13 protein-coding genes and 1 pseudogene are annotated in these 18,527 nt (G+C 74.3%); 7 read left to right on the forward strand and 7 right to left on the reverse strand.

Features of this window, described 5'->3' with window-relative positions; genetic code table 11:
- The first annotated feature begins 36 nt into the window (after positions 1–36).
- Positions 37–1,380, forward strand: coding sequence for a crotonyl-CoA carboxylase/reductase (gene ccrA / locus K7G61_RS26070; RefSeq protein ID WP_225849427.1), 1,344 nt, complete (start codon positions 37–39; stop codon positions 1,378–1,380).
- 353 nt (positions 1,381–1,733) lie between these two features.
- Here ccrA and K7G61_RS26075 read toward each other — a convergent pair whose 3' ends face one another.
- Entirely contained in the window at positions 1,734–1,961 is a 228-nt protein-coding gene (locus tag K7G61_RS26075) for a hypothetical protein (protein WP_225849428.1), read from the reverse strand.
- A 329-nt stretch (positions 1,962–2,290) separates the two neighbouring features.
- On the opposite strand from K7G61_RS26075, the gene K7G61_RS26080 reads away from it, so the two are divergent.
- Both K7G61_RS26080 and K7G61_RS26085 read left to right on the forward strand, forming a co-directional pair.
- Positions 2,291–3,265, forward strand: a complete 975-nt coding sequence (locus K7G61_RS26080; RefSeq protein ID WP_225849429.1) for a hypothetical protein — start codon at positions 2,291–2,293, stop codon at positions 3,263–3,265.
- Positions 3,266–3,278: 13 nt separating this feature from the next.
- Positions 3,279–6,182, forward strand: coding sequence for a BTAD domain-containing putative transcriptional regulator (locus K7G61_RS26085; RefSeq protein WP_225849430.1), 2,904 nt, complete (start codon positions 3,279–3,281; stop codon positions 6,180–6,182).
- A 269-nt stretch (positions 6,183–6,451) separates the two neighbouring features.
- Here K7G61_RS26085 and K7G61_RS36615 read toward each other — a convergent pair whose 3' ends face one another.
- The gene (locus tag K7G61_RS36615; protein ID WP_263984876.1) at positions 6,452–6,574 is read right to left on the reverse strand and encodes a hypothetical protein; all 123 of its coding nucleotides are present in this window, start codon (positions 6,572–6,574) and stop codon (positions 6,452–6,454) included.
- 271 nt (positions 6,575–6,845) lie between these two features.
- Here K7G61_RS36615 and K7G61_RS26090 point away from each other — a divergent pair, with 271 nt between their 5' ends.
- Positions 6,846–7,910, forward strand: a complete 1,065-nt coding sequence (locus K7G61_RS26090) for a helix-turn-helix transcriptional regulator (RefSeq protein ID WP_225849431.1) — start codon at positions 6,846–6,848, stop codon at positions 7,908–7,910.
- A 3-nt stretch (positions 7,911–7,913) separates the two neighbouring features.
- Here the strand turns inward: K7G61_RS26090 and K7G61_RS26095 are convergent, their stop codons facing one another.
- The 4 genes from K7G61_RS26095 to K7G61_RS26110 form a co-directional block, all read right to left on the reverse strand.
- Positions 7,914–8,765, reverse strand: coding sequence for a 4'-phosphopantetheinyl transferase superfamily protein (locus K7G61_RS26095; protein ID WP_225849432.1), 852 nt, complete (start codon positions 8,763–8,765; stop codon positions 7,914–7,916).
- A gap of 154 nt (positions 8,766–8,919) precedes the next feature.
- Complete coding sequence (locus tag K7G61_RS26100; RefSeq protein ID WP_225849433.1) at positions 8,920–10,740, reverse strand: fatty acyl-AMP ligase; 1,821 nt, start codon at positions 10,738–10,740, stop codon at positions 8,920–8,922.
- A 370-nt stretch (positions 10,741–11,110) separates the two neighbouring features.
- Complete coding sequence (locus tag K7G61_RS26105; protein WP_225849434.1) at positions 11,111–12,469, reverse strand: serine/threonine-protein kinase; 1,359 nt, start codon at positions 12,467–12,469, stop codon at positions 11,111–11,113.
- A gap of 88 nt (positions 12,470–12,557) precedes the next feature.
- On the reverse strand, positions 12,558–13,226 hold the full coding sequence (locus K7G61_RS26110) for an alpha/beta fold hydrolase (protein ID WP_225849435.1): 669 nt from the start codon (positions 13,224–13,226) through the stop codon (positions 12,558–12,560).
- A 198-nt stretch (positions 13,227–13,424) separates the two neighbouring features.
- Here K7G61_RS26110 and K7G61_RS26115 point away from each other — a divergent pair, with 198 nt between their 5' ends.
- From K7G61_RS26115 to K7G61_RS26125, 3 genes are all read left to right on the forward strand, one after another.
- Positions 13,425–14,222: an AraC family transcriptional regulator gene (locus K7G61_RS26115; protein WP_225849477.1), complete on the forward strand. Its 798-nt coding sequence runs from the start codon at positions 13,425–13,427 to the stop codon at positions 14,220–14,222.
- 309 nt (positions 14,223–14,531) lie between these two features.
- Positions 14,532–16,796, forward strand: coding sequence for a hypothetical protein (locus tag K7G61_RS26120; RefSeq protein ID WP_225849436.1), 2,265 nt, complete (start codon positions 14,532–14,534; stop codon positions 16,794–16,796).
- A 114-nt stretch (positions 16,797–16,910) separates the two neighbouring features.
- Positions 16,911–17,621: an N-acetyltransferase gene (locus tag K7G61_RS26125; RefSeq protein ID WP_225849437.1), complete on the forward strand. Its 711-nt coding sequence runs from the start codon at positions 16,911–16,913 to the stop codon at positions 17,619–17,621.
- 64 nt (positions 17,622–17,685) lie between these two features.
- Here the strand turns inward: K7G61_RS26125 and K7G61_RS26130 are convergent.
- Positions 17,686–18,428, reverse strand: a pseudogene (locus K7G61_RS26130) (FadR/GntR family transcriptional regulator).
- Positions 18,429–18,527: the final 99 nt, after the last annotated feature.

Below are 18,527 nucleotides of genomic sequence, written 5' to 3' on the forward strand. Positions count from 1 at the left end.
GGGCCGCTCCCTCCCACCGACCCGAACGAGGGTGCCATGAAAGAGATCGTCCAGGCCGCGCTGCGTCCTGAGGCCGGGCCGCAGGACTTCGCCGCCCTTGCCGTGCCGGAGTCCTACCGTGCCGCCGTCCTGCTCAAGGAGGAGCAGGACATGTTCCGGGGCATGGCAAGCGCCGACAAGGATCCGTCGAAGTCGCTGCACGTGCGGGAGGTGCCGACACCGGCGGTGGAGGCGGGAGAGGTGCTGGTCGCGGTGATGGCCAGCTCCGTCAACTACAACACCGTGTGGAGCTCGATCTTCGAGCCGCTGCCCACGTTCGGCTTCCTTGAACGGTACGGCCGCTCCGGCCCGTCGGGGGCCCGGCACGACCTCCCGTACCACGTACTGGGCTCGGACCTGTCGGGCATCGTGCTGCGCACCGGCCCCGGGGTGCGCAAGTGGCGGCCCGGTGACCGGGTCGTGGCGCACTGCCTGAGCGTGGAGCTGGAGTCCGCCGACGGCCACGACGACACGATGCTCGACCCCGAGCAGCGCATCTGGGGCTTCGAGACCAACTTCGGCGGACTGGCGGAGCTGGCGCTGGTCAAGGCCAACCAGCTCATGCCCAAGCCCGCCCACCTGACGTGGGAGGAGGCGGCCTGCTCCGGTCTGGTCAACTCCACCGCCTACCGGCAGCTGGTCTCCCGCAACGGCGCCGCCATGAAGCAGGGCGACAACGTCCTCATCTGGGGCGCCGGCGGTGGTCTGGGCAGCTACGCGACGCAGTACGCCCTGGCCGGCGGGGCGTTCCCGATCTGCGTGGTCTCCAGCCCGCAGAAGGCGCGGCTGTGCCGGGCGATGGGCGCCGAGGCGATCATCGACCGCAGCGAGCGCGGCTACCGGTTCTGGAAGGACGAGCGGCACCAGGACCCCAGGGAGTGGAAGCGGCTGGGCTCCGACATCCGGGAGCTGACCGGCGGCGAGGACGCGGACATCGTCTTCGAGCACCCGGGCCGGGAGACCTTCGGCGCGTCCGTGTTCGTCGCCCGCCGCGGCGGCTCGGTGGTGACCTGCGCCTCGACCTCGGGTTTCGAGCACCAATTCGACAACAGGTATCTGTGGATGTCGCTGAAGCGGATCATCGGCTCCCACTTCGCCAACTACCGCGAGGCGTGGGAGGCCAACCGTCTCATCGCCAAGGGCCGGATCCACCCGACCCTCTCCACCGTCTTCCCGCTGGAACGCACCGGTGAGGCGGTGCGCGAGGTGCAGCTCAACCGGCACATCGGCAAGGTCGGCATCCTGGGCCTGGCACCGCACGAGGGCCTGGGAGTCGAGGACGGCGTGCTGCGCGAGCGCCACCTTCCGGCGATCAACAGGTTCCGCACCCAGGCCCTGTGACCGCGCGCCGCGCGGAGCCTCCCCGAACCACTGACGCCGTCAACGCCCCCCGTCGAAGGGGGCGTTGACGGCGTCGGCGCGTCGAGGCCGGACGCGGTCCCGTCGCGGTCCCGTCGCCGTCGCGCGAACGCGGCACCGGCCGGCTCCCGGCGGGACCGGAAGCACGCAGGTGCCGCGTTCGCACGCGACCGGCGTCAGTCGATACCGCGGACGATGTGCGACTCCGCCGGGTCCTCCTCCTCCGTGCCCGCCAGGTGCAGCGCCGGGGCTTCGGCTTCGTCGTCTTGGTCGGGGTTCATGTCTCACTCCTCGAATGGTTGCGGTCGGCCGGGGCGACGGTTCCCTCCCCTCGGTCAGCCCGCCGCCCAGGCGCCGGGCAGGCGATGGGCGCCCGCGACCCAGCCGACGGCCGGCGGGACCGGCGCCGTGGCGGGCTCGGCACCGCGCAGGACGGCGAGCAGTCCGACGGTGGCGGTGACGGGCCGGTCGGCGCGCGCCGCCTCCGCGGCATCAGCGGCGCTCCCCGTCTCCCTGGTCTCCGCCGCCTCCCTCGTCTCCCCCATCTCCTCGGTCACGCTCATGGGTTCCCCCTCCATGGAGCCTGTGCGGTGTGCGGACCGTCCATTCAAAACGCGCGTCCGGGCAAAGAGCCACAGCGCACACCCCCTTGTGGTCGGGGCCGGCTCCCCTGTACGGGACGGCCGGTCCCCCTGTCCGGAAACGGCCGGTCCAACTAGCTGCGCCGCAGCTTGCTGCCACCGGTCCCGGCTGGCACCGCTCCTGCTGCGGACCGCACCCTGGTGGGCGCGGGTGGTCCACGGGACGGCCCGCGGGTGGCAGCGCGCCGTACCGGCGGACCCTCCCGGGCTCTGCGAACCGGGAAGCGCCCCCGTCGCGCCGAGGAGAGGCCATGACCGTCGACACGCTGAGCACCACCGCACCGCGGACGGCGGACACCACCCGTCATCTGATCCACCGTCCGACGTCGTGGGAGCACTTCGTCCTGGACGCCCCGGGCAGCGGCGAGCAGAGCTTCGTCGTGGCCGGCCCGCTGCCCACCGGCGACCCGCTGTCCGGCGACGGCCCGGGCCACTTCCACGACCCGCGGCACCTCACCGCGGAGCTGCGCGAGGTCGGCGAGTTCGTGGCGCACCAGTACTTCGGCGTACCCGCGCAGCGGCCGGGCCGGTACTCCCGGCTGGCGCTGTCCCTCACCGACGTGCCGGCCTGGCGCGTCGGCGGGGCGGAGCCGCCACGGCTGACGACGTACCTGACCGCCCGCCCGCGGCCGGCGGCGGGCCGGGAGCCGCACGGGCTGGAGCTGGGCGTCGCGGTGCGGATCGGGGACGTGCCGTGCTGCACCGGCGACGCGGACCTGGTCTTCCCCGCCCCCGTGCCACGTGCCGGCGGCACCGGGCAGGGCCACCGCGCGCCGGACGCCGCCGGCCCTCGCGCGGCCGGGCCCGACGGTGCCGGACGCCTCGTCCACCCGGCGGAGGTCGGCCGCCGCACCACCGCCGACGTACTCGTGAGCGAGCCCGCACGGTCGGCGCGCGGACGGCTGGCCATGTGGGTCCTGCCCCCGGCCGGGCGGCCGGCACCCGCCGGAAGCGCCGAGGGTCCGCTGCTGGAGGCACTGCGGCAGGCGTCCGTCCTGACGGCTGCCCGCACCTGGGGCTACGACGCCGGTCTGGCCCTGGTCGCCGACTGGGACGTGAGCTTTCGCGGCCGGGCCCGGCCGGGACCGCCGCTGCGCTGCGTGGCGGTGCCCGGGCCGCTGGACAAGGACGACGACGGCCGCCCCGCGGTCGGCGTCACCGTCACGCTGACGCAGTCGCGCACGGCGGTGGCGCACGCCCGCACGCGCGTCGTGCAGGATCTGTGACCCGGGCGCCCGCATGAGGTTCCGCATCCTCGGCCCCATGGAGATCGAGGGCAGCGCCGGGCCGGGTGTCTCGTACGCGCCGCGGGCGGCGAAGCTGCGCGTCGTCCTCGGTTCGCTGCTGGTGCACAACCGCGAAGTCGTGTCCGTGGCGGCGCTCACCGACGAGCTGTGGCAGGGCGGCCCACCGCGTACGGCGACGACGACGCTGCAGGTGTACGTCTCGCAGGTGCGCAAGCAGCTCGACGCCGCCGAGGACGGCTTCGGCCGGAAGGCGCTGGTCACCCGGCAGCCCGGTTACCTCCTGCGGCTGGACCCGGACCAGCTCGACCTGACCCGGTTCGAGGCGCTGCACGCGGGCGGCCGGCGGGCGATGGCGGCCGGTGACTTCGCGCGGGCGTCGGCCCTGCAGCGCCGCGCGCTGGAACTGTGGCGCGGCCCGCTGCTCTCGGACACCCCGCGCGGGCCGGTCCTGGAAGCGGCGGCGGTGCGGCTGGACGAGGCGGCCGTGGCCGCCCTGGAGCAGCGCATCCGCGCCGACCTGGCGCTGGGCCGGCACGGCGAACTGATCCCGGAGCTGGGGTCGGTGGCCCGGCGGTATCCGCTGCGCGAGGAGTTCCACGGCCTTCTGATGCTGGCGCTGTTCCGGGCCGGCCGGCAGGCGGAGGCCCTGAACGTGTTCACCCGGCTGCGCGGGAACCTGATCGGCGAGCTCGCCATCGAACCGTGCCGGCGGCTGCAGCGCCTGCACGTACGCATCCTCGCCGGCGACGAACGCCTGCTGTCCGGCGAGTCCGGGCGGCACGGCCCGGCCGCGGTGACCGCGCCGGCCGCCCGGCCCGTGCTGCTTCCCGCCGCCGGCCCGGCCCTGACCGGCCGCGAGCGGGAACTGGCCCAGGTGGTGGACCTGGTGACGTCCGCGCCCGCCGGTGTGTGCGTCGCGGTGGCCGGCATGCCGGGCGTCGGCAAGACGGCCCTGGCCGTGGCGGCCGCCCACCGGTGCGCCGACGCCTTCCCCGACGGCCGCGTCTTCCTGGACCTGGAGCCCGAGCCCGGCCGGCCCCTCACCGACGAGCAGGCCCTCACCCGCCTGCTGCGCCGCGTCGGCGCCACGGGACCGCTGCCAGAGGACGCCGACGACCTGCGGGACGTCCTGCACGCCGTCCTCGCCGGACGCCGCCTGCTCCTCGTCCTCGACCACGCCCACCGCGAGGCGCAGTTGCGGCCGCTGCTCGCGACCACGGGGGACTGCCGGGTCCTGGCCACCATGCGCCGCACCCCCGCCTATCTCCCCGCGGTCCGCACCGTGTCCCTGTCCCCGCTGCCGCCCGAGGCCGCCCGCGCGCTCCTGGTGAGGGCCACCGGCCTCGTCACCGAGCGGCCCCGTGTACCGGGAGAGCGTGCCTGGCCGCCCGCGCCCGGCCTCCCGGAGACGGAACCGAACGGCACGGACAGCGGGGGTACGGGCAGCGACCGCATGAACCCCGACCACCCGGGCCCGGAAGCCGCCGACCCCGACCACTCGACCCTCGACACCCCCGACCCCGACCACACGACCCTCGACACCCCCGACCCCGACCACACGACCCTCGACACCACCGACCCCGACCACACGGCCCTCGACCGCGCCGACCCAGACCCCACGGCCCTCGACCGCGCCGACGGGCCGGCCCGCGCCCCCGGCGCCCGTACCTCCCCCGGCGGTGCCCGCCCGGCCCGGGGCGGCGAGCCGCTGTACGGTCCCGGCCCCGCCGCGGCTCTCACCGAGATCGCCATGCTGTGCGGAGGGCTCCCCCTCGCGCTGCGCGCCGTCGCCGCCCAACTCGCCGCCCGTCCGCACTGGACGCCGCGGATCCTGCTCGCGCGGCTGCGCGCCGCGTCCGGTCGCCTGGACGCCCTGCGCATGGGCGAACTCGACGTACGTGCCTCGCTGATGAGCGCGTACACCGCCGCTCCGGCCGACCGGCGCGAGGCGTTCCGGCTGCTCGCCCTGCTGCCGGACGCCCCCTTCGGGCCCGGGTGGGCGGCGGCCGCGCTGGGCCTGCCGACGGGCGCCGCGGGCCACCTCGTCGAGGCTCTCGTCGACGCCCGTCTGCTGGAGGCGGAGGCCGGGGGCCGTTACCGTTTCCACCCGCTGATGCGGCTGCTCGCCGGCGAACTGCTGGCCGAGGACGAGCCGGCGGACTCGGTCGCGGCGGCGGCGGGCCGTGTCGCGGACGCGTACGCCGAGGCGCTGGCCGCCGCGGGCCCGGCGGCCGCCTTCCCCGACCCGGGCCCGGCGGCCCACGTCGGCGTCCTGCGTACCGCGCACGCGCACGGGGCCTGGCGTCCGGCCCTACGGCTCGCGGACGCCCTGTCCGGATGCCTGGCCCCGCGGGCCGCGTGGCCGCAGTGGCACACCGCGCACACCCTCGGCCTGGACGCGGCACGCCGGACCGGGGACCGGGCGGGCGAGGCGCGGATGCTGTGCTCGCTCGGGGAACTCGCATGGCAGCAGCGGCGGCTGGAGCACTGCGAGGAACTCTACGAGGCGGCGGCGCGGACGGCCCGCGCGGCACCCGGCCCGGCCGCCGACGAGTTGGGCCGCGCCCTGGTGGGCCTGGCCGACGTGCGACTCGACGCCGGTGCCCACGACGAGGCCGGCGTCCTCCTGGACAGGGCACTCGCCACCGTGCCTGAGCTGTCCCCCGCGCGCGCGGACGCCCTGCGCACCGGCGCCCTGCTCGCCCTGGCCCGAGGCGAACACGCCCTGGCGGCGGCCCGCTTCGCGGCCTGCCGCGACCTCGCCGGGGTACTGCGGGACCGGCGCCTTGAGGCGTACGCCCGCCGGTGTCTGCGCCGCCTGGACGATCCTCCGCGCCGCTCGGGGCCGGCGGTGGAGGTGCGCCCCGGGGTCTGGCGGCTGCGCCGGCCGGTCTGACGACGGTGCGCCCGCATGGGGCCCGGCATCCGCGTGGGGCATGTCGTGGCGTGACATACCGCCACGCCGTCGGAAGGCAACCGCGGGGATACCTCGAATGCGGTCCGCGGGCGAAGAAACGACAACGACATGAACCCGGCATGTCACTCTGCATTTTCTTGTTCAACAAAACAGCGGGGGCGCCTTCCCGCGGGGTGGGCGGGAAGACGCCTGCGACAGTCACGACAATGCGGGAGGTCAGCCCGCAGCCGCCGGGGACGTATTGCGGATCAGACCCACTGGTCGTCGCCGTTGGGCTGCAGGATGATCGGGCCGGCGACAACCGCGTCCGGCCGGCCCGCGACGTGGTCCGCCCGGACCTGGTGCCCGAGCAGGAGGACGAGAGTAAACAAGAAACCAAGTACCGCGCCGGAAGCCGCGCCGCGAGCCACGCTATTGATCATGCTGGATGTGACATGCATTTTTCCCCCTGCAGGTCGGATTTGTCTGAACAGAACCGGAAGGATCGCGATTAACCCGGTCACCCGGGTCCCCGTCGTCGGTCCCTCCCGCCGTCGGGAACAGCCTCTCGACTCAGCGGAGCCCAACCCAAGGGCAGCGCGGTGTCTCCAAGTTGCACGGCAACTACTCCGCCCGCGGCCCAGACTCTTCCGGTAGCCGGGAATGAAGCACTCAACCTCGGAATTCGAGGAGCTCGACGACGTCAGCGCCGCGGCTTATGGGCAGGCCGTGGAACTGGGGCGCTTCCTGAAAAAGGAGATAGCCCTGAGCCTCGACCTCGCCCCGGCCGAGATCGACCGCGCCGAAAGGGTGTTGCTCCTGTTGCGCTTGTTGCAGCCGATGCCGGGTGATCCCGACATGCTCGTCCCGGTCGCGCCCGATGTCGCCACCACGGATCTGGTCAGCTCCGCCGAAACCCAGATCCGCGACCTGCAACACGCGGTCACCGATGTGCGCGGGCGGCTGATGTCGCTGACACCTGTCTATTTCGAGGGCCGCCGGCTGCGCAACCGACTGGAGGCGTTCGACGTCATCACCGACCGCGACACGGTGCAGTCCATGCTCGACCACTTCAGCTCCCGCTGCCGGCACGCGATGGACTCCGTCGCCCCGGGCGGCTCCCGCCCGCGCGACGCCCTGGCGGCCGCCCGCCGGTCGGCCCTGCGGATGCGCGAACGCGGTGTCGAGGTCCGCACCGTCTACCAGCACACGGCCCGCAGCGACCTCGCCACGCGCGCGTACGTGCGGGACGTCACGGCGGCCGGCGCCCAGGTGCGCACCGCCGACCAGGTCATCGACCGGATACTCATCTACGACCGGGAGACGGTGTTCCTGCCCTCGCACCACGCGGCGGACCCGGAGGACCGGGACGGTCCGGCGATCGGAGGCGCGATCGTGGTGCGCGAGCCCACCCTGGTGGCGTTCGTGTGCAACGTCTTCGAGCATCTGTGGGACGGCGCCACGCCGTTCGTGCCGGACACCTCCAAGGCACCGACCATCGGCGACGACGTCAAACAGTCGATCCTGCGGCTGATGGCGAAGGGCTACAAGGACGAGATGGTCGCCCGGCGCCTGGGCATGTCGGTACGCACCTGCCGCCGGCACATATCGGAGATCACCGAGGAACTGGAGGCCACCAGCCGCTTCCAGGCCGGCTGGAACGCGGCGATGTCGCAGCGGCGCCATCAGGGCCTCGATCCGGACGCCGATCCCGACCGGGGGCCCTGACGATCACGGCCCGTGCGGTGTGTCATCCGGCCCCTCCGCTCCTTCCCCGCGGTCCGCCCCGAGCGGGGCCGCGGGACCCGTGCCGCCCGGCGGGACGTCCCCGGCGTCGTAGACGGCCACGCTCACGCAGTGGCCGCCGGTCAGCGGGAACGTGCGGAAGGTCCACTCGTCGCCGGACCCGGGGCTGCCGTCGGGCCGCCGCGCCCGCATGGGCCTGCCGTCGGGGCCGAAGCCGAACTCGGTGAACGGCAGCCGCGTGCCCTGCCCGATCGCCTTGCTGTAGGCCGCCTTCAGCGTGAGCAGGCGCACCAGCCGCGGATTGCGCTGCTCCTCCGGCAGCGCGGCCAGGGTGATCGTCTCGTACGCGGTGCACACCCGCCGGCCGAGCTCGCTGCCGTACAGCTCCCGGCCGGTGTGCTCGGCGTCCACGCCGATCAGGCCCTGCGTGGTCAGCCCCACCACGAGCAGTTCACCGGCGCGGCTGAGGCTGATGTCGATGTGTCCGTAACCGCGCAGGTACGGGCGCCCGGTGGGCCCGTAGGCGATCTCCAGGGCGTCCGGGTCGCCGCGCAGCACCCGCGCGACGGATCCGGCCAGCAGCCGGGAGACGGCGTACCGGTCGCGCACCTCGGCGCCCGCGAGATCCAGGTAGCGCGGCCAGTCCCGGCCCAGCAGCCCGCGCAGGTCCTCGCCGGTGCCGGGCGGCGGCCGCAGGTCCCTGCGGTCGGCGTACAGCAGGGCGGTGCCGCGTTCGCTGAGGTCGGCCCGCGCCCGGTCGCACGCGGTGGCGTCCGCCCCGACCTCGACGGGCGGACCGAGTCGCAGCCCTGGGACGGGGGCGGCGGGGACGGTCATGTCGGCTTCCTTCTGTCGAGGCCGCCGCGCCGCGGCCCGTGGCTCCGCGGCCGGTGTCTCCCCGGCCCGTCGCCACGCGGCCCGTTGCGCCCCGGCCCGTTGCCCCGCGGCGCGCTGCTCCGCGTCCGTGCCCGGCCGCGCTTCGGGAGCCGGCTCACGACACGCCGCCGGGCGCGGCGGAGTCGAGCAGGTCGCGGCCCAGCAGGGCGTCGCCGGGCCGTTGCAGGGCCCGCACGTCCGGGTCCAGCGCCTCGTACTCCCCGTACACCCGCCCGGCGAGGAACTCGGCGCGCATGAAGGTGCGCCGCACCTTTCCGCTGGTGGTGCGGCGCACGGTTCCGGACCGCACCAGCAGCACGTTGGCGGCGGGCACGCCGAATTCCTCGCGGATCGCCCGCCGGATCAGCTCGGCCAGTTCGCCGAGACCGTCAGGGCCGGACTGCCCGGCCCTGACTTCCTGGACGAGGACGAGCCGCTCGCGGCCGGCCGGGACGGAGAACGCGGCGCCGGGCCGCCCGGCGAGCGCGGGGTGCGCCGCCCGGGCGGCGTGCTCCACGTCCTGCGGGTAGATGTTCCGCCCGGCGACGATGACGAGTTCCTTCAGCCGGCCGGTGACGTAGAGCTGCCCGTCCTCCAGTGCGCCGAGGTCGCCGGTGCGCAGGAACCCGCCCTCCCCGCCCTCCAGTACGGCCCGGAACGCGGCCTTGGTCTCCGCCGGCTTCCCGTGGTACCCGGCGGCCACGCTCTCGCCGCGCAGCCAGATCTCGCCCACGGTCCCCTCGGGCACCTCACGGCCGGTCGCCGGGTCGACCACCCGCAGGTCCACGCCGACGGGCCGGCCGCTGCTGACGAGGACCGTGCTCTCCCGGCCGGGCTCGGCGGGCGCGAGCACGTCCCGGGCGAGCGCGTCGGCGTCGACCGCGCGCCGCCGGTACGGGTGCCCGGCGGCGCCGCCGGACACGACGAGGGTGGCCTCGGCGAGCCCGTAGCACGGGTACAGGGCCTCCGGGCGCAGGCCGGCGGCGGCGAAGCGCCGGGCGAACGCGTCGAGGGTCTCGGCGCGCACCGGTTCCGCGCCGTTGAGCGCCAGCCGCCACCGGGACAGGTCCAGGCCGCGGACCTCCCGGTCGGTGACGCGCCGCAGCGCCAGGTCGTAGCAGAAGTCGGGGCCGCCGCCGACGGTCACGCGGTACCGCTCGACGGCCTCCAGCCAGCGCAGCGGCCGGTGGAGGAACGCGGCCGGGGCGAGCAGCACCGAGGCGCTGCCCAGCCAGAGCGGGTGCAGCAGGTGCGCCAGGCCCATGTCGTGGTGGAGCGGCAGCCAGCCGCCGAACCGGTCGGCGGCGGTGGTGCCGAGCACCCGCTGCAGCGCGGCGTGGTTGGCCGTCAGGTTGCGGTGGCTGACCATGACTCCGCGCGGCTCGGTCACCGAGCCGGAGGTGTACTGCAGGAGGGCCGGATCCTCGGGACGGGTCGCGGGCGGGCGGAAGGGCTCGCCGCCGCCGGCGTCGTCGGAGCTGTCGTTCTCGCGCAGGGCGTCGGTGGCGACGCACAGCACGTCGTCGAACCCCTCGGTCGCCAGCCACCGGGCGACGTCCGGCGCGCCCGCCCGGTCGGTGAGCACGACGCGTGCCCCGCTGTCGCGCAGGATGCCGGTGGCGCGTCCGAGCCGCCCGCGCGCGTTCCCCTCGGGCAGCGGGGCCGGCACGGCGACCGCCCCGGCGTACAGACACCCGGCGAACGCCTTCAGGAACTCCAGGCTGCCGGGGAACGCGAGCAGGACGGGCCGCCCCTCGACCCCGTGCGCCCGCAGCGCCCGCGCGACGCGGCGCGCCGCCCGGTCCAGTTCGCCGTACGTGAGCCGGTCGGCCGCGGTGCCCTCCGGGGTCTCGCGCAGCTGGAGGTGGACCTCGTCGTCCGCGAACTCGGCGCAGCGCGCCCGGACGAGGTCGGTGAACGTGCCGGAGTACGACAACCGCGATCCCCCCTCACATCCCGCGCGTGGTTCACGTACCCATGTCGGGAGGAGCATCCGCCCCGGCGCTAAAGCGGCGCTTGGGCGCATCCGGAGGGCTGCGCTCCGCTTGTCGGACGGATGACGCCGGTGGGCCGCCGGGCCGATGGCGCCGGTGGGCCGCCTGGCCGGTCCGACGGCCGAACGCCATCCACAGCGATCCCAGGCGATTCCCGGCGATTCCCGGCGCACCCCGGCGTTCACCGGCCGTCCGCGCGGCCCCGCCACCGCCCTGCCCCGCGGCGTGGGCGGCGCCCCGCTGCGGGGGACGCCCCGTGCGCCTCACGGCACAGGCCACGGCCTCACGGCGGTCCCACTTCTCACGGCACGGTCATTTCCCGGCGTCGGCGCACGCCTTGAACCGCGCCGCCAGAGCCGGGGGAAAACCCGCGGGGTAGTGCCTCGCGTCCATGACACGGACGTTCCTCACGGTGGGTTGTGCCCCCGAGGCGCCCTTGCGCAGGTCGTCGGCCACCTGCTCGGCCACGTCACCTCGGGCGCAGAACAGCGTGAGGCCGCCACCGACGTCGTCCCGGGCGAGTACGCCCTCGTGGTGCTGGGCCGTGGTGAAGATCTCGCTCGATGTCGTCGTGCCGTCCGCCGCGAAAGCCGCGACGATCTTGTTGGGCCCCGCTGAGTGGTGGTTCGGCAGCAGTACGGCGGCGACCGCGCCCCCGGCCAGGAGGACGCCGGCGACCGCCGCGATGACGGCGCGGCGTCCCCGTACGAACCCGCGTCCGGAATCGCGTCCGGCCCCGCGTCCGGACCCGCGTCCGGGCGGCGGGGCGGAACCGGGCCTCGCGCCCAGAGGCACGGTCGGCGGCTCCCCGGCCGCGGCCGGGGACGCAACCACCGGAGGCGCACCCGGCATCGGCGGGGGCAGCATCCCGGCCGCGGCCGCCGCGGTCGGACGCGCGGCCGGGTCCTTGCCGAGCAGTGCCGAGAGCAGCGGCGTCAAAGGACCGGCGTGCGCCGGAGGCGGCATCGGAGCGTCGAGGATGGCCCGCATGAGGGCTTCCGGGTTCCCGGCCCGGAACGGCCGCTGCCCTTCGACCAGTTCGTACAGCGTGACGCCGAGCGCCCACAGGTCGACCGCCGGGGTGACGGGCCTGCCCGCGAACACCTCGGGCGCCATGTACGGCTGGGTGCCGACCACGGCGCCGGAGTGCGTCAGCGCGGTCACTCGGGCGTCCGTCAGCGCGGCGATGCCGAAGTCGACCACGACCGCCCGCCCGCCGTCCCAGAGGACGTTGCCCGGTTTGACGTCGCGGTGCACCACCCCGGCGGCGTGGGCCGCGGCCAGCGCCGCCAGCACCTGGCGGGCGATGTCCGAGACCAGAGGCGGGCTCAGCCGCCCGTCGCGCCGTGCGAGCCGGTCCAGGGGGGTGCCTTCGACCAGTTCCATGACGACGGCGGGCACGCCGCTGCCGTCGGTGGTGATGTCGTGCACCCCCACCAGGCCCGGGTGGCGCAGCGCGGCGGCGGCCCGCGCCTCGCGCCGGATCCGCCGCACCAGCACCTGCCGCAGTTCCTCGTCGGCGCCCGGCGGCAGCAGCAACTCCTTGACGGCGACGGCGCGGTGGAGCTCCTTGTCGTAGGCCTGCCACACCCGGCCCATGCCGCCCTGGCTGATCCGCCGCTCCAGCCGGTACCGCCCGGCGAGCCACTCGCCCTCGCCCCACCCCGCCACGCGTCCCCTCCCGCCGCTCCGGCGAGTCAAGCTACCAACTCACGTGACGGGCGGCAGCGTTGCCTTCATCGCGGGGCTCGGCGGGAGCCTATTCGCCCAGCAGGAGCGCGGCGACCGACTCCGGGGCCTCGTGCATCGCGTCGTGGCCGGTGGGAAGGTCGTGGACCCGCCATCCGGGATCGGCCATGAGCCGGGTGCGCAGCTCGGCGAACGGCGTCCGGTCCTCCCACCCCGAGCAGTAGACGAACTCCCGGCGGGGGACCCGGGCGGCCGCACCGGTGAGGCGGACCGCCTGGAGGAACGAGGCGAGGGGGTGGGGACGGCGGCGGGGATCACCGCCGTCCGGCGGTCCGACCGCGTAGCCGTCGGCCGCGGCGCCGGCGGCGAAGACCTGCCGGTAGCGCTCGGTCGTCGACGACCAGCACGACTCGCCGTCGCGCGGTACGTAGGCGTCGAGATGCACCAGCCGCGAGATACGGCCGCCGGCGCGATCGGCGGCGGCGGCGATCACCATCCCGCCGTAACTGTGGCCGACCAGCGTCACCGAGGTGAGGCGGGCGCGGTCGAGAAGCCGCAGCACGTCCTCGGCGTGCGTGTCGAGGTTGGCGGTCGCGACCGTCGCGGCGTCGTCGTCCGGCCGCAGGCCCGTCAGGGTCAGCGCGTGAACGGCGTGGCCGGCACGCTCCAGCAGCGGAACCACCGCCTCGAAGGACCAGGAGCCGTGCCAACCGCCGGGTACGAGGACGAACGTCGCCATGAGCTTCTCCTTCTCGGGGCCGCGGCACCGGGGCACGCCGCCCCGGCTCATGCGGTCCCGCCGGGCGCTTCGCGCGAGGCGGGGACCACGCCGCATGGAGGCAGTGTCATCGGGTCGGGGCATGGCTCGCCACCGGTAAAATGCCACGTGATGCCCGTTCGCCGCCAACCTCGCGCAACCGCCGGACCGACGTCGCACATGTGGCCGTCCGGCGGGCGCCACCTGTGGCCGTCCGGCGGGACGAGCGAGGCGCAGTCGCACACGCGGGGTCACCTGGTCTACGCGGCCGGCGGCGTCCTGGTGGTCCACACCGAACGCGGCACGTCGATCGTTCCCGCCAACAGGGTCGCCTGGACGCCCGCCGGGTTCACGCACGTCCACCGCGCCCACGGCGACACCGACATGCGGATCGTCTTCCTCACCCCGTCCCTCGCCCGGCTCGTACCGGACCGTCCCGCCGTGTTCCTGGCCACCGGCCTCGCCCGCGAGGTGCTGCTCGCCCTGACCGGCCCGCGCGCCCACGACGGCGGCACGCCCGGTTACAGCCGCTCGGCGCGCGCTCGCCTCCTGCGAGTCCTCGTCGACGAACTGCGCGAAGCACCGGAACAGCCGCTGCACCTGCCGGAGCCGCGCGACGACCGCCTGCGGGCCGTCGCCCGGATGCTGTACGAGACGCCCGCGGACAACGCCACGCTGGCCGAGCTCGGCAAGAGAGCCGGAGCCGGCGCCCGCACCCTCAGCCGGCTGTTGCGCGACGAACTCGGCATGACCTTCTACGAGTGGCGTACGCAGCTTCGCGTCCACCACGCCCTCGTGCTGCTCGCCGAGGGCCACGACACGGTCAGAACCGCCCACGCCTGCGGCTGGGCCAACCCCAGCGGCTTCATCACGGCGTTCACCCACGTCGTGGGAACGACCCCGGGCCGCTACCGCGCCGGCCACCGCGGCACCCCCCTCGCGCCCGCATCCCCGACGGCGGACGGGCCCCCGCGGTGACGCGCGGCCCCACCCTCGCAGCGCCGCCCCGCACCGGGCCCGCGCCGCGTACGAGGAAGCCGTGCGCGCCGGGCGAGGCGGCGCCGCCGCCCTGACCCGCGGCGGGTCCCGCACCGAGTTCATCACCTGTCGGCGTCCTGGCCGACCGGCTACCGCAGACTCGACCACCGGCATGAACGCGCCCCGCGACTACGTGGCCTTCCCCGGCCTCGCCGCCGTCGTCCGCTGCCGCAAACGCCTTCTGCGCCTCACCACATCGGTGAGGAAACGGTCTGGACACCGTGTGCGAGTGGATACGCTGGCCCGGTGATGGGGGACTTACTCGAACCGTTGAGTACGGGGGAGGCCCAGCCGCTGCGCGAATGGTTGACAGCGCGCGGTGTGGAGCCGGAACGGCTGTGGCGTCTGCCGCGGTGGAACGCGGAGGACGAGAGGGCTGGAGCGCCCTCGATGCGGCGGCGAGCCGGCAGGAGGGAGCAGGCGGCCGAAGAGCTGGCCGTCCAGGTGCCGAAGGTCCTGGGCACCCCCGGTGGTGTCGTTTGCCTGCTGCTCTACCTGCGCTACGAGGTCGCGGAGACGTGGGAGGTCTCCTACCACTTCGGCTTGCTGTGGGACACGTTGGGCGCGGCGGTCGACTACTTCGCCGCCCATCCGATGCCGGCGGACGACGACGAGGCGACCGCGGTGGCGTCGGCCCTTGCGTTGATCGAGTGCCTGGACGCGGAGATACGGGCGGAGAACGCGATGGTGTGCGCGGTGCCCGGCGCGCTGGCACGCGCCGCCGACGCCGCCGCGGACAAGGCCGCACTGGCGGCGGAGCTGGCCGCGCGCGTCGAGGCGTCGATGCCCTGGTTGACCGCGTACGTCATCGAGCTGGCCAGGGCCCGAGAGGCCTACAACAGGGCCGTCGCCACGGCCGCCGGCGCTCTGGTGGGCTTCCTCCGGTCGGGCACGCCGTTGGCCCCGGCCATCGCCGCCCTGTCCGCGGCCGAGGCGGGACTCGGGCGCGACGAGCGTGCACGGAGTTGCCTGCAGGCCCACAGGTTCAGCCTGACCGCCCTGGCCGACGCCGCTGACAGGGGCTGGCTGAGGGTGGACCGCGGAAAGATCGCCTATCTCTACCCGTTCGCGATCCGGGGGATGACGGCCTCCGACGTGGTGCGGACCGCGGTGCGGGAGGCGGGGGGCTGGCGGCTGGGCGGCGTGCTTCCCGTGGAGGTGCACCAGTCCCTCGACCTCGACGACGTCTGGGACGGCTCCGACTCGCTGGGCCGTCGTTATGACGGCGCTCATGTCGGGCTGCCGGACGTAGCGATACGGCTCGACGGCGAGAGGATCCAGTCGGTTCGCGCGCAATTGCGCCTGTCTCTGCTCGGCAATCATTACGTGCGGTTCGAAGCGGATCTCTCGGGAGCCTCACCCGCCGACATCTACGCCATGACCCTGCGCGCCGCACCGGAATCCGGCACCGCCGAAGTCGCGTTCGAGGGCGTGGGTGCCACGGTCGCCGAGGGGGCGGACAGGACGAACCGCGGCCCGATCCGCCTGTCGGATCTGGCGGTCCGGCTCACGGAGGACCTGCGCGAGCGGCTGGGGGGAGCCGAGGCGGGTGTGCAGGTCATCACCCGCCCGGGAATGTTCCGCCTGGTCATCTCAGTGAATGCCGCGTCGCGGGTACGGCGTTGCGAGGGGCGTGTCGAAGCACACGAGATCCAGGCCGCCCACGACCTCGCGGATCTCGTGGGCGGACAGGTACTGACCAATCCGGTCACGTTCATGGTGGGCTCGATGGCGGAGTGGATCCGGTACGCGCCCGATCACGCCCTCGCCAGGGACGTGCGCGTACTCGCCGATGAATGGGTGGTGTGCACGAGCAACACCACGTTGCTGGCGGGGCTCGGCGTACCCATGTGGGGCGCCGGCACCCGGGAGTCGGTCGCCGAGTTCGTCGCTTCACTCGAAGGTCTCCTGGCGGGCTGGTCGAGCGAGCTCGCCGGGTACTACCAAACCGTTCAGCGGCTGCAGGAACGTCTGCCCGGTCCTGAAGAGGCCCGCCGGATGACCGTCCAGGCCCTGCGCGAGCTCGCCGACAACCTGGAACGGGAGAAGATGCGTCTCCACGACTTCGCGATCGAGACCCGGTCCGCGGTCGGCCTCATCCGCTCGCCGTCGCTGGTCGCCTCCCCGGTTGCGGCGTCGATGCTGGCCCTTCTGCTGGACTGGTCCGACTTCGGGCGGCGGATCAGGGAGCTCGAGGTGACCGTCGACGAGGTTCTCGACGAGCGGTTGGCGCTGAGTATCGACAAGCTCACCCGCCAGCGTCTGAAGCAGGAAAGCGCGGAGGAGGCACGCGTCCAGCAGCGCCAGCGGGCCAAGTTGGACACTCTGCTCGCGGTGATCGCCGCCATCGGGGTCTCCGGGATCGGTCAGATCCTCCAGGGTGGCTACGACCTCGGAGAACGGGGCTCGCTGGCCATCATCGCGGCCATCGTGGTGCTCTCGGTGATCGTCGGGGGCTTCTTCTGGTGGTCGGCCGGTGCTCACCAACGGCGCGGCCCGGGTGGCCCGGAATGACACGTGCCGTCGGTGGCTGCTCCCGCCCGGGCCTGCGGGGTCCCTCCCCGGGACGACCCCGCCTCAGGCATACCATCGGGGCACCGTCGGCCAGGCGACGAGGTGGAGATGACAATGCGCGTCGTCCATGTGCAGGACAACGGTCCGCTGCTGGAATCGCTCTACACGGATGTCCTCGCCCCGTCCTTCCCGCCGGACGAGCTGGAGACCGCCGAGTGGCTGAGGTCCGGCGTGGCGGACGGCACCGTGCTCGCCACGGCCGCGGTGGACTCGGATGGGGCGGCGATCGGGGCGGCGATCGGCCATTGGCTGCCCGGGGCCCGCACCCTCCTGCTGACGTACCTCGCGGTGCCGCCGGGCAGCCGGGGCGGTGGAATCGGCGGGCTTCTGTTCAGCGAGGTCACCGGCACCTGGCAGAAGCGCCTCCGGCCCCGTGCGACATTCGCCGAGATCGAGCACCCCCTGGCCCATTCGGCGAGCGCGGACTACGGCGACCCCTCCGCGCGGCTGCGCTTCTACGCCCGCCACGGCGCCAGGGCCCTGGACATCCCCTACTTCCAGCCATCGCTGCGACCCGGCTCCGGGCGCGTGTACGGATTGCTGCTGGCCGTCTTCTCCCTGGCTCCGGAATGCGCGGGCGCCCGCGCGGGGACGGTCACGCCGGATCTGGTGCGCTCGTTTCTCGAGGGGGGGTACTACCAGGAGACCGCCCTCGGCCTCGATCCCGCTTCCCTGGCGCTGCGGCGCGCGCTGGACCGGCCGGAGGGCATCCCCCTGCTGCCGCTTACCGAGCCGGAAAGGCTACCGGTCTCCCGACCGGCGTGAGCGGCAGGTGGCCCTGGCCCGAGCCATCTCCGGCTTGCCGCTGACGCTCCTGGGAAGCTTCGGGTCATACGGCATCACGCGGCAGTCCGGGTGACTGGGCGATCTCCTTCTCGGCCGCTTGGATGATGGCCAGTACGGCGGCCGCCGCTGCCGTGGGATCGCCGGCGGCCACGGCTTCCACAATGGCGCGGTGGCCGGGCAGCGAGGCTTCCACCGCGCCCGGGGTCTGGGTGCTGACAAGGAAACTGTGCTCCAGGGCGATGCCGATGGCACGGCCCAGTGAGCCGAGCAGACGATTGCCGCCGGCGTCGAGCAAGGCCCGGTGGAAGGCGATGTCGGCCTCGACGTAGCCGCTGCGGCCGGGTTCCGCCGCAGCGGCCTCCATGGCGGCCACGGCGTCGTACAGGGCTCGTAGGTCGTCGGGGCCGGCCCGGCCGGCGGCGAGCCGGGCTGCCTCGGGCTCGACGATCCGGCGCAGTTCACTCGTCTCGCGCAGCAGTGCCGTGGCGTCTTCGGCCTGCTTCCAGCGCAGGACGTCACGGTCCAGGTGGTTCCAGTACTCGGGGGGCAGGACGCGCGTGCCGGTGCGCGGGCGTACCCGCAGCATCCCCTTGGCCACCAGGGCCTTGACCGCTTCCCGCAACACGCCCCGGCTGACGCCGATCTCGGCCGCGAGCAGGTCCTCCACCGGCAGTGGACGCCCCGGTTCCCACACCCCGCGCACGATGCGGCGACCGAGCTCGTCGACCACGCGCTCATGCATGGTCGGCAAATGCCCCACGATCCGTGCTCACCCCTGGACGCCATTCATCGAATCATTTAATGATTGCTCCCAAGGCTACAGCCTGCGGGTCACCACCCGACACCGCCCCACCGCGAACCAGCCGACACGAGAGCCACAGGAGT

Source organism: Streptomyces sp. HPF1205 (assembly GCF_020400825.1).
Classification (GTDB): Bacteria; Actinomycetota; Actinomycetes; order Streptomycetales; family Streptomycetaceae; genus Actinacidiphila.

What these genes read in the sequence shown, in the direction of transcription:
- K7G61_RS26075 (WP_225849428.1), bottom strand. Translation starts at nt 1,961, where the DNA reads ATGAGCGTGACCGAGGAGATGGGGGAGACGAGGGAGGCGGCGGAGACC.
- K7G61_RS26095 (WP_225849432.1), bottom strand. Translation starts at nt 8,765, where the DNA reads ATGACCGTCCCCGCCGCCCCCGTCCCAGGGCTGCGACTCGGTCCGCCC.
- K7G61_RS26120 (WP_225849436.1), top strand. Translation starts at nt 14,532, where the DNA reads ATGGGGGACTTACTCGAACCGTTGAGTACGGGGGAGGCCCAGCCGCTG.
- K7G61_RS26090 (WP_225849431.1), top strand. Translation starts at nt 6,846, where the DNA reads ATGAAGCACTCAACCTCGGAATTCGAGGAGCTCGACGACGTCAGCGCC.
- K7G61_RS26080 (WP_225849429.1), top strand. Translation starts at nt 2,291, where the DNA reads ATGACCGTCGACACGCTGAGCACCACCGCACCGCGGACGGCGGACACC.
- K7G61_RS26110 (WP_225849435.1), bottom strand. Translation starts at nt 13,226, where the DNA reads ATGGCGACGTTCGTCCTCGTACCCGGCGGTTGGCACGGCTCCTGGTCC.
- K7G61_RS26085 (WP_225849430.1), top strand. Translation starts at nt 3,279, where the DNA reads ATGAGGTTCCGCATCCTCGGCCCCATGGAGATCGAGGGCAGCGCCGGG.
- K7G61_RS26125 (WP_225849437.1), top strand. Translation starts at nt 16,911, where the DNA reads ATGCGCGTCGTCCATGTGCAGGACAACGGTCCGCTGCTGGAATCGCTC.
- K7G61_RS26115 (WP_225849477.1), top strand. Translation starts at nt 13,425, where the DNA reads ATGTGGCCGTCCGGCGGGCGCCACCTGTGGCCGTCCGGCGGGACGAGC.
- ccrA (WP_225849427.1), top strand. Translation starts at nt 37, where the DNA reads ATGAAAGAGATCGTCCAGGCCGCGCTGCGTCCTGAGGCCGGGCCGCAG.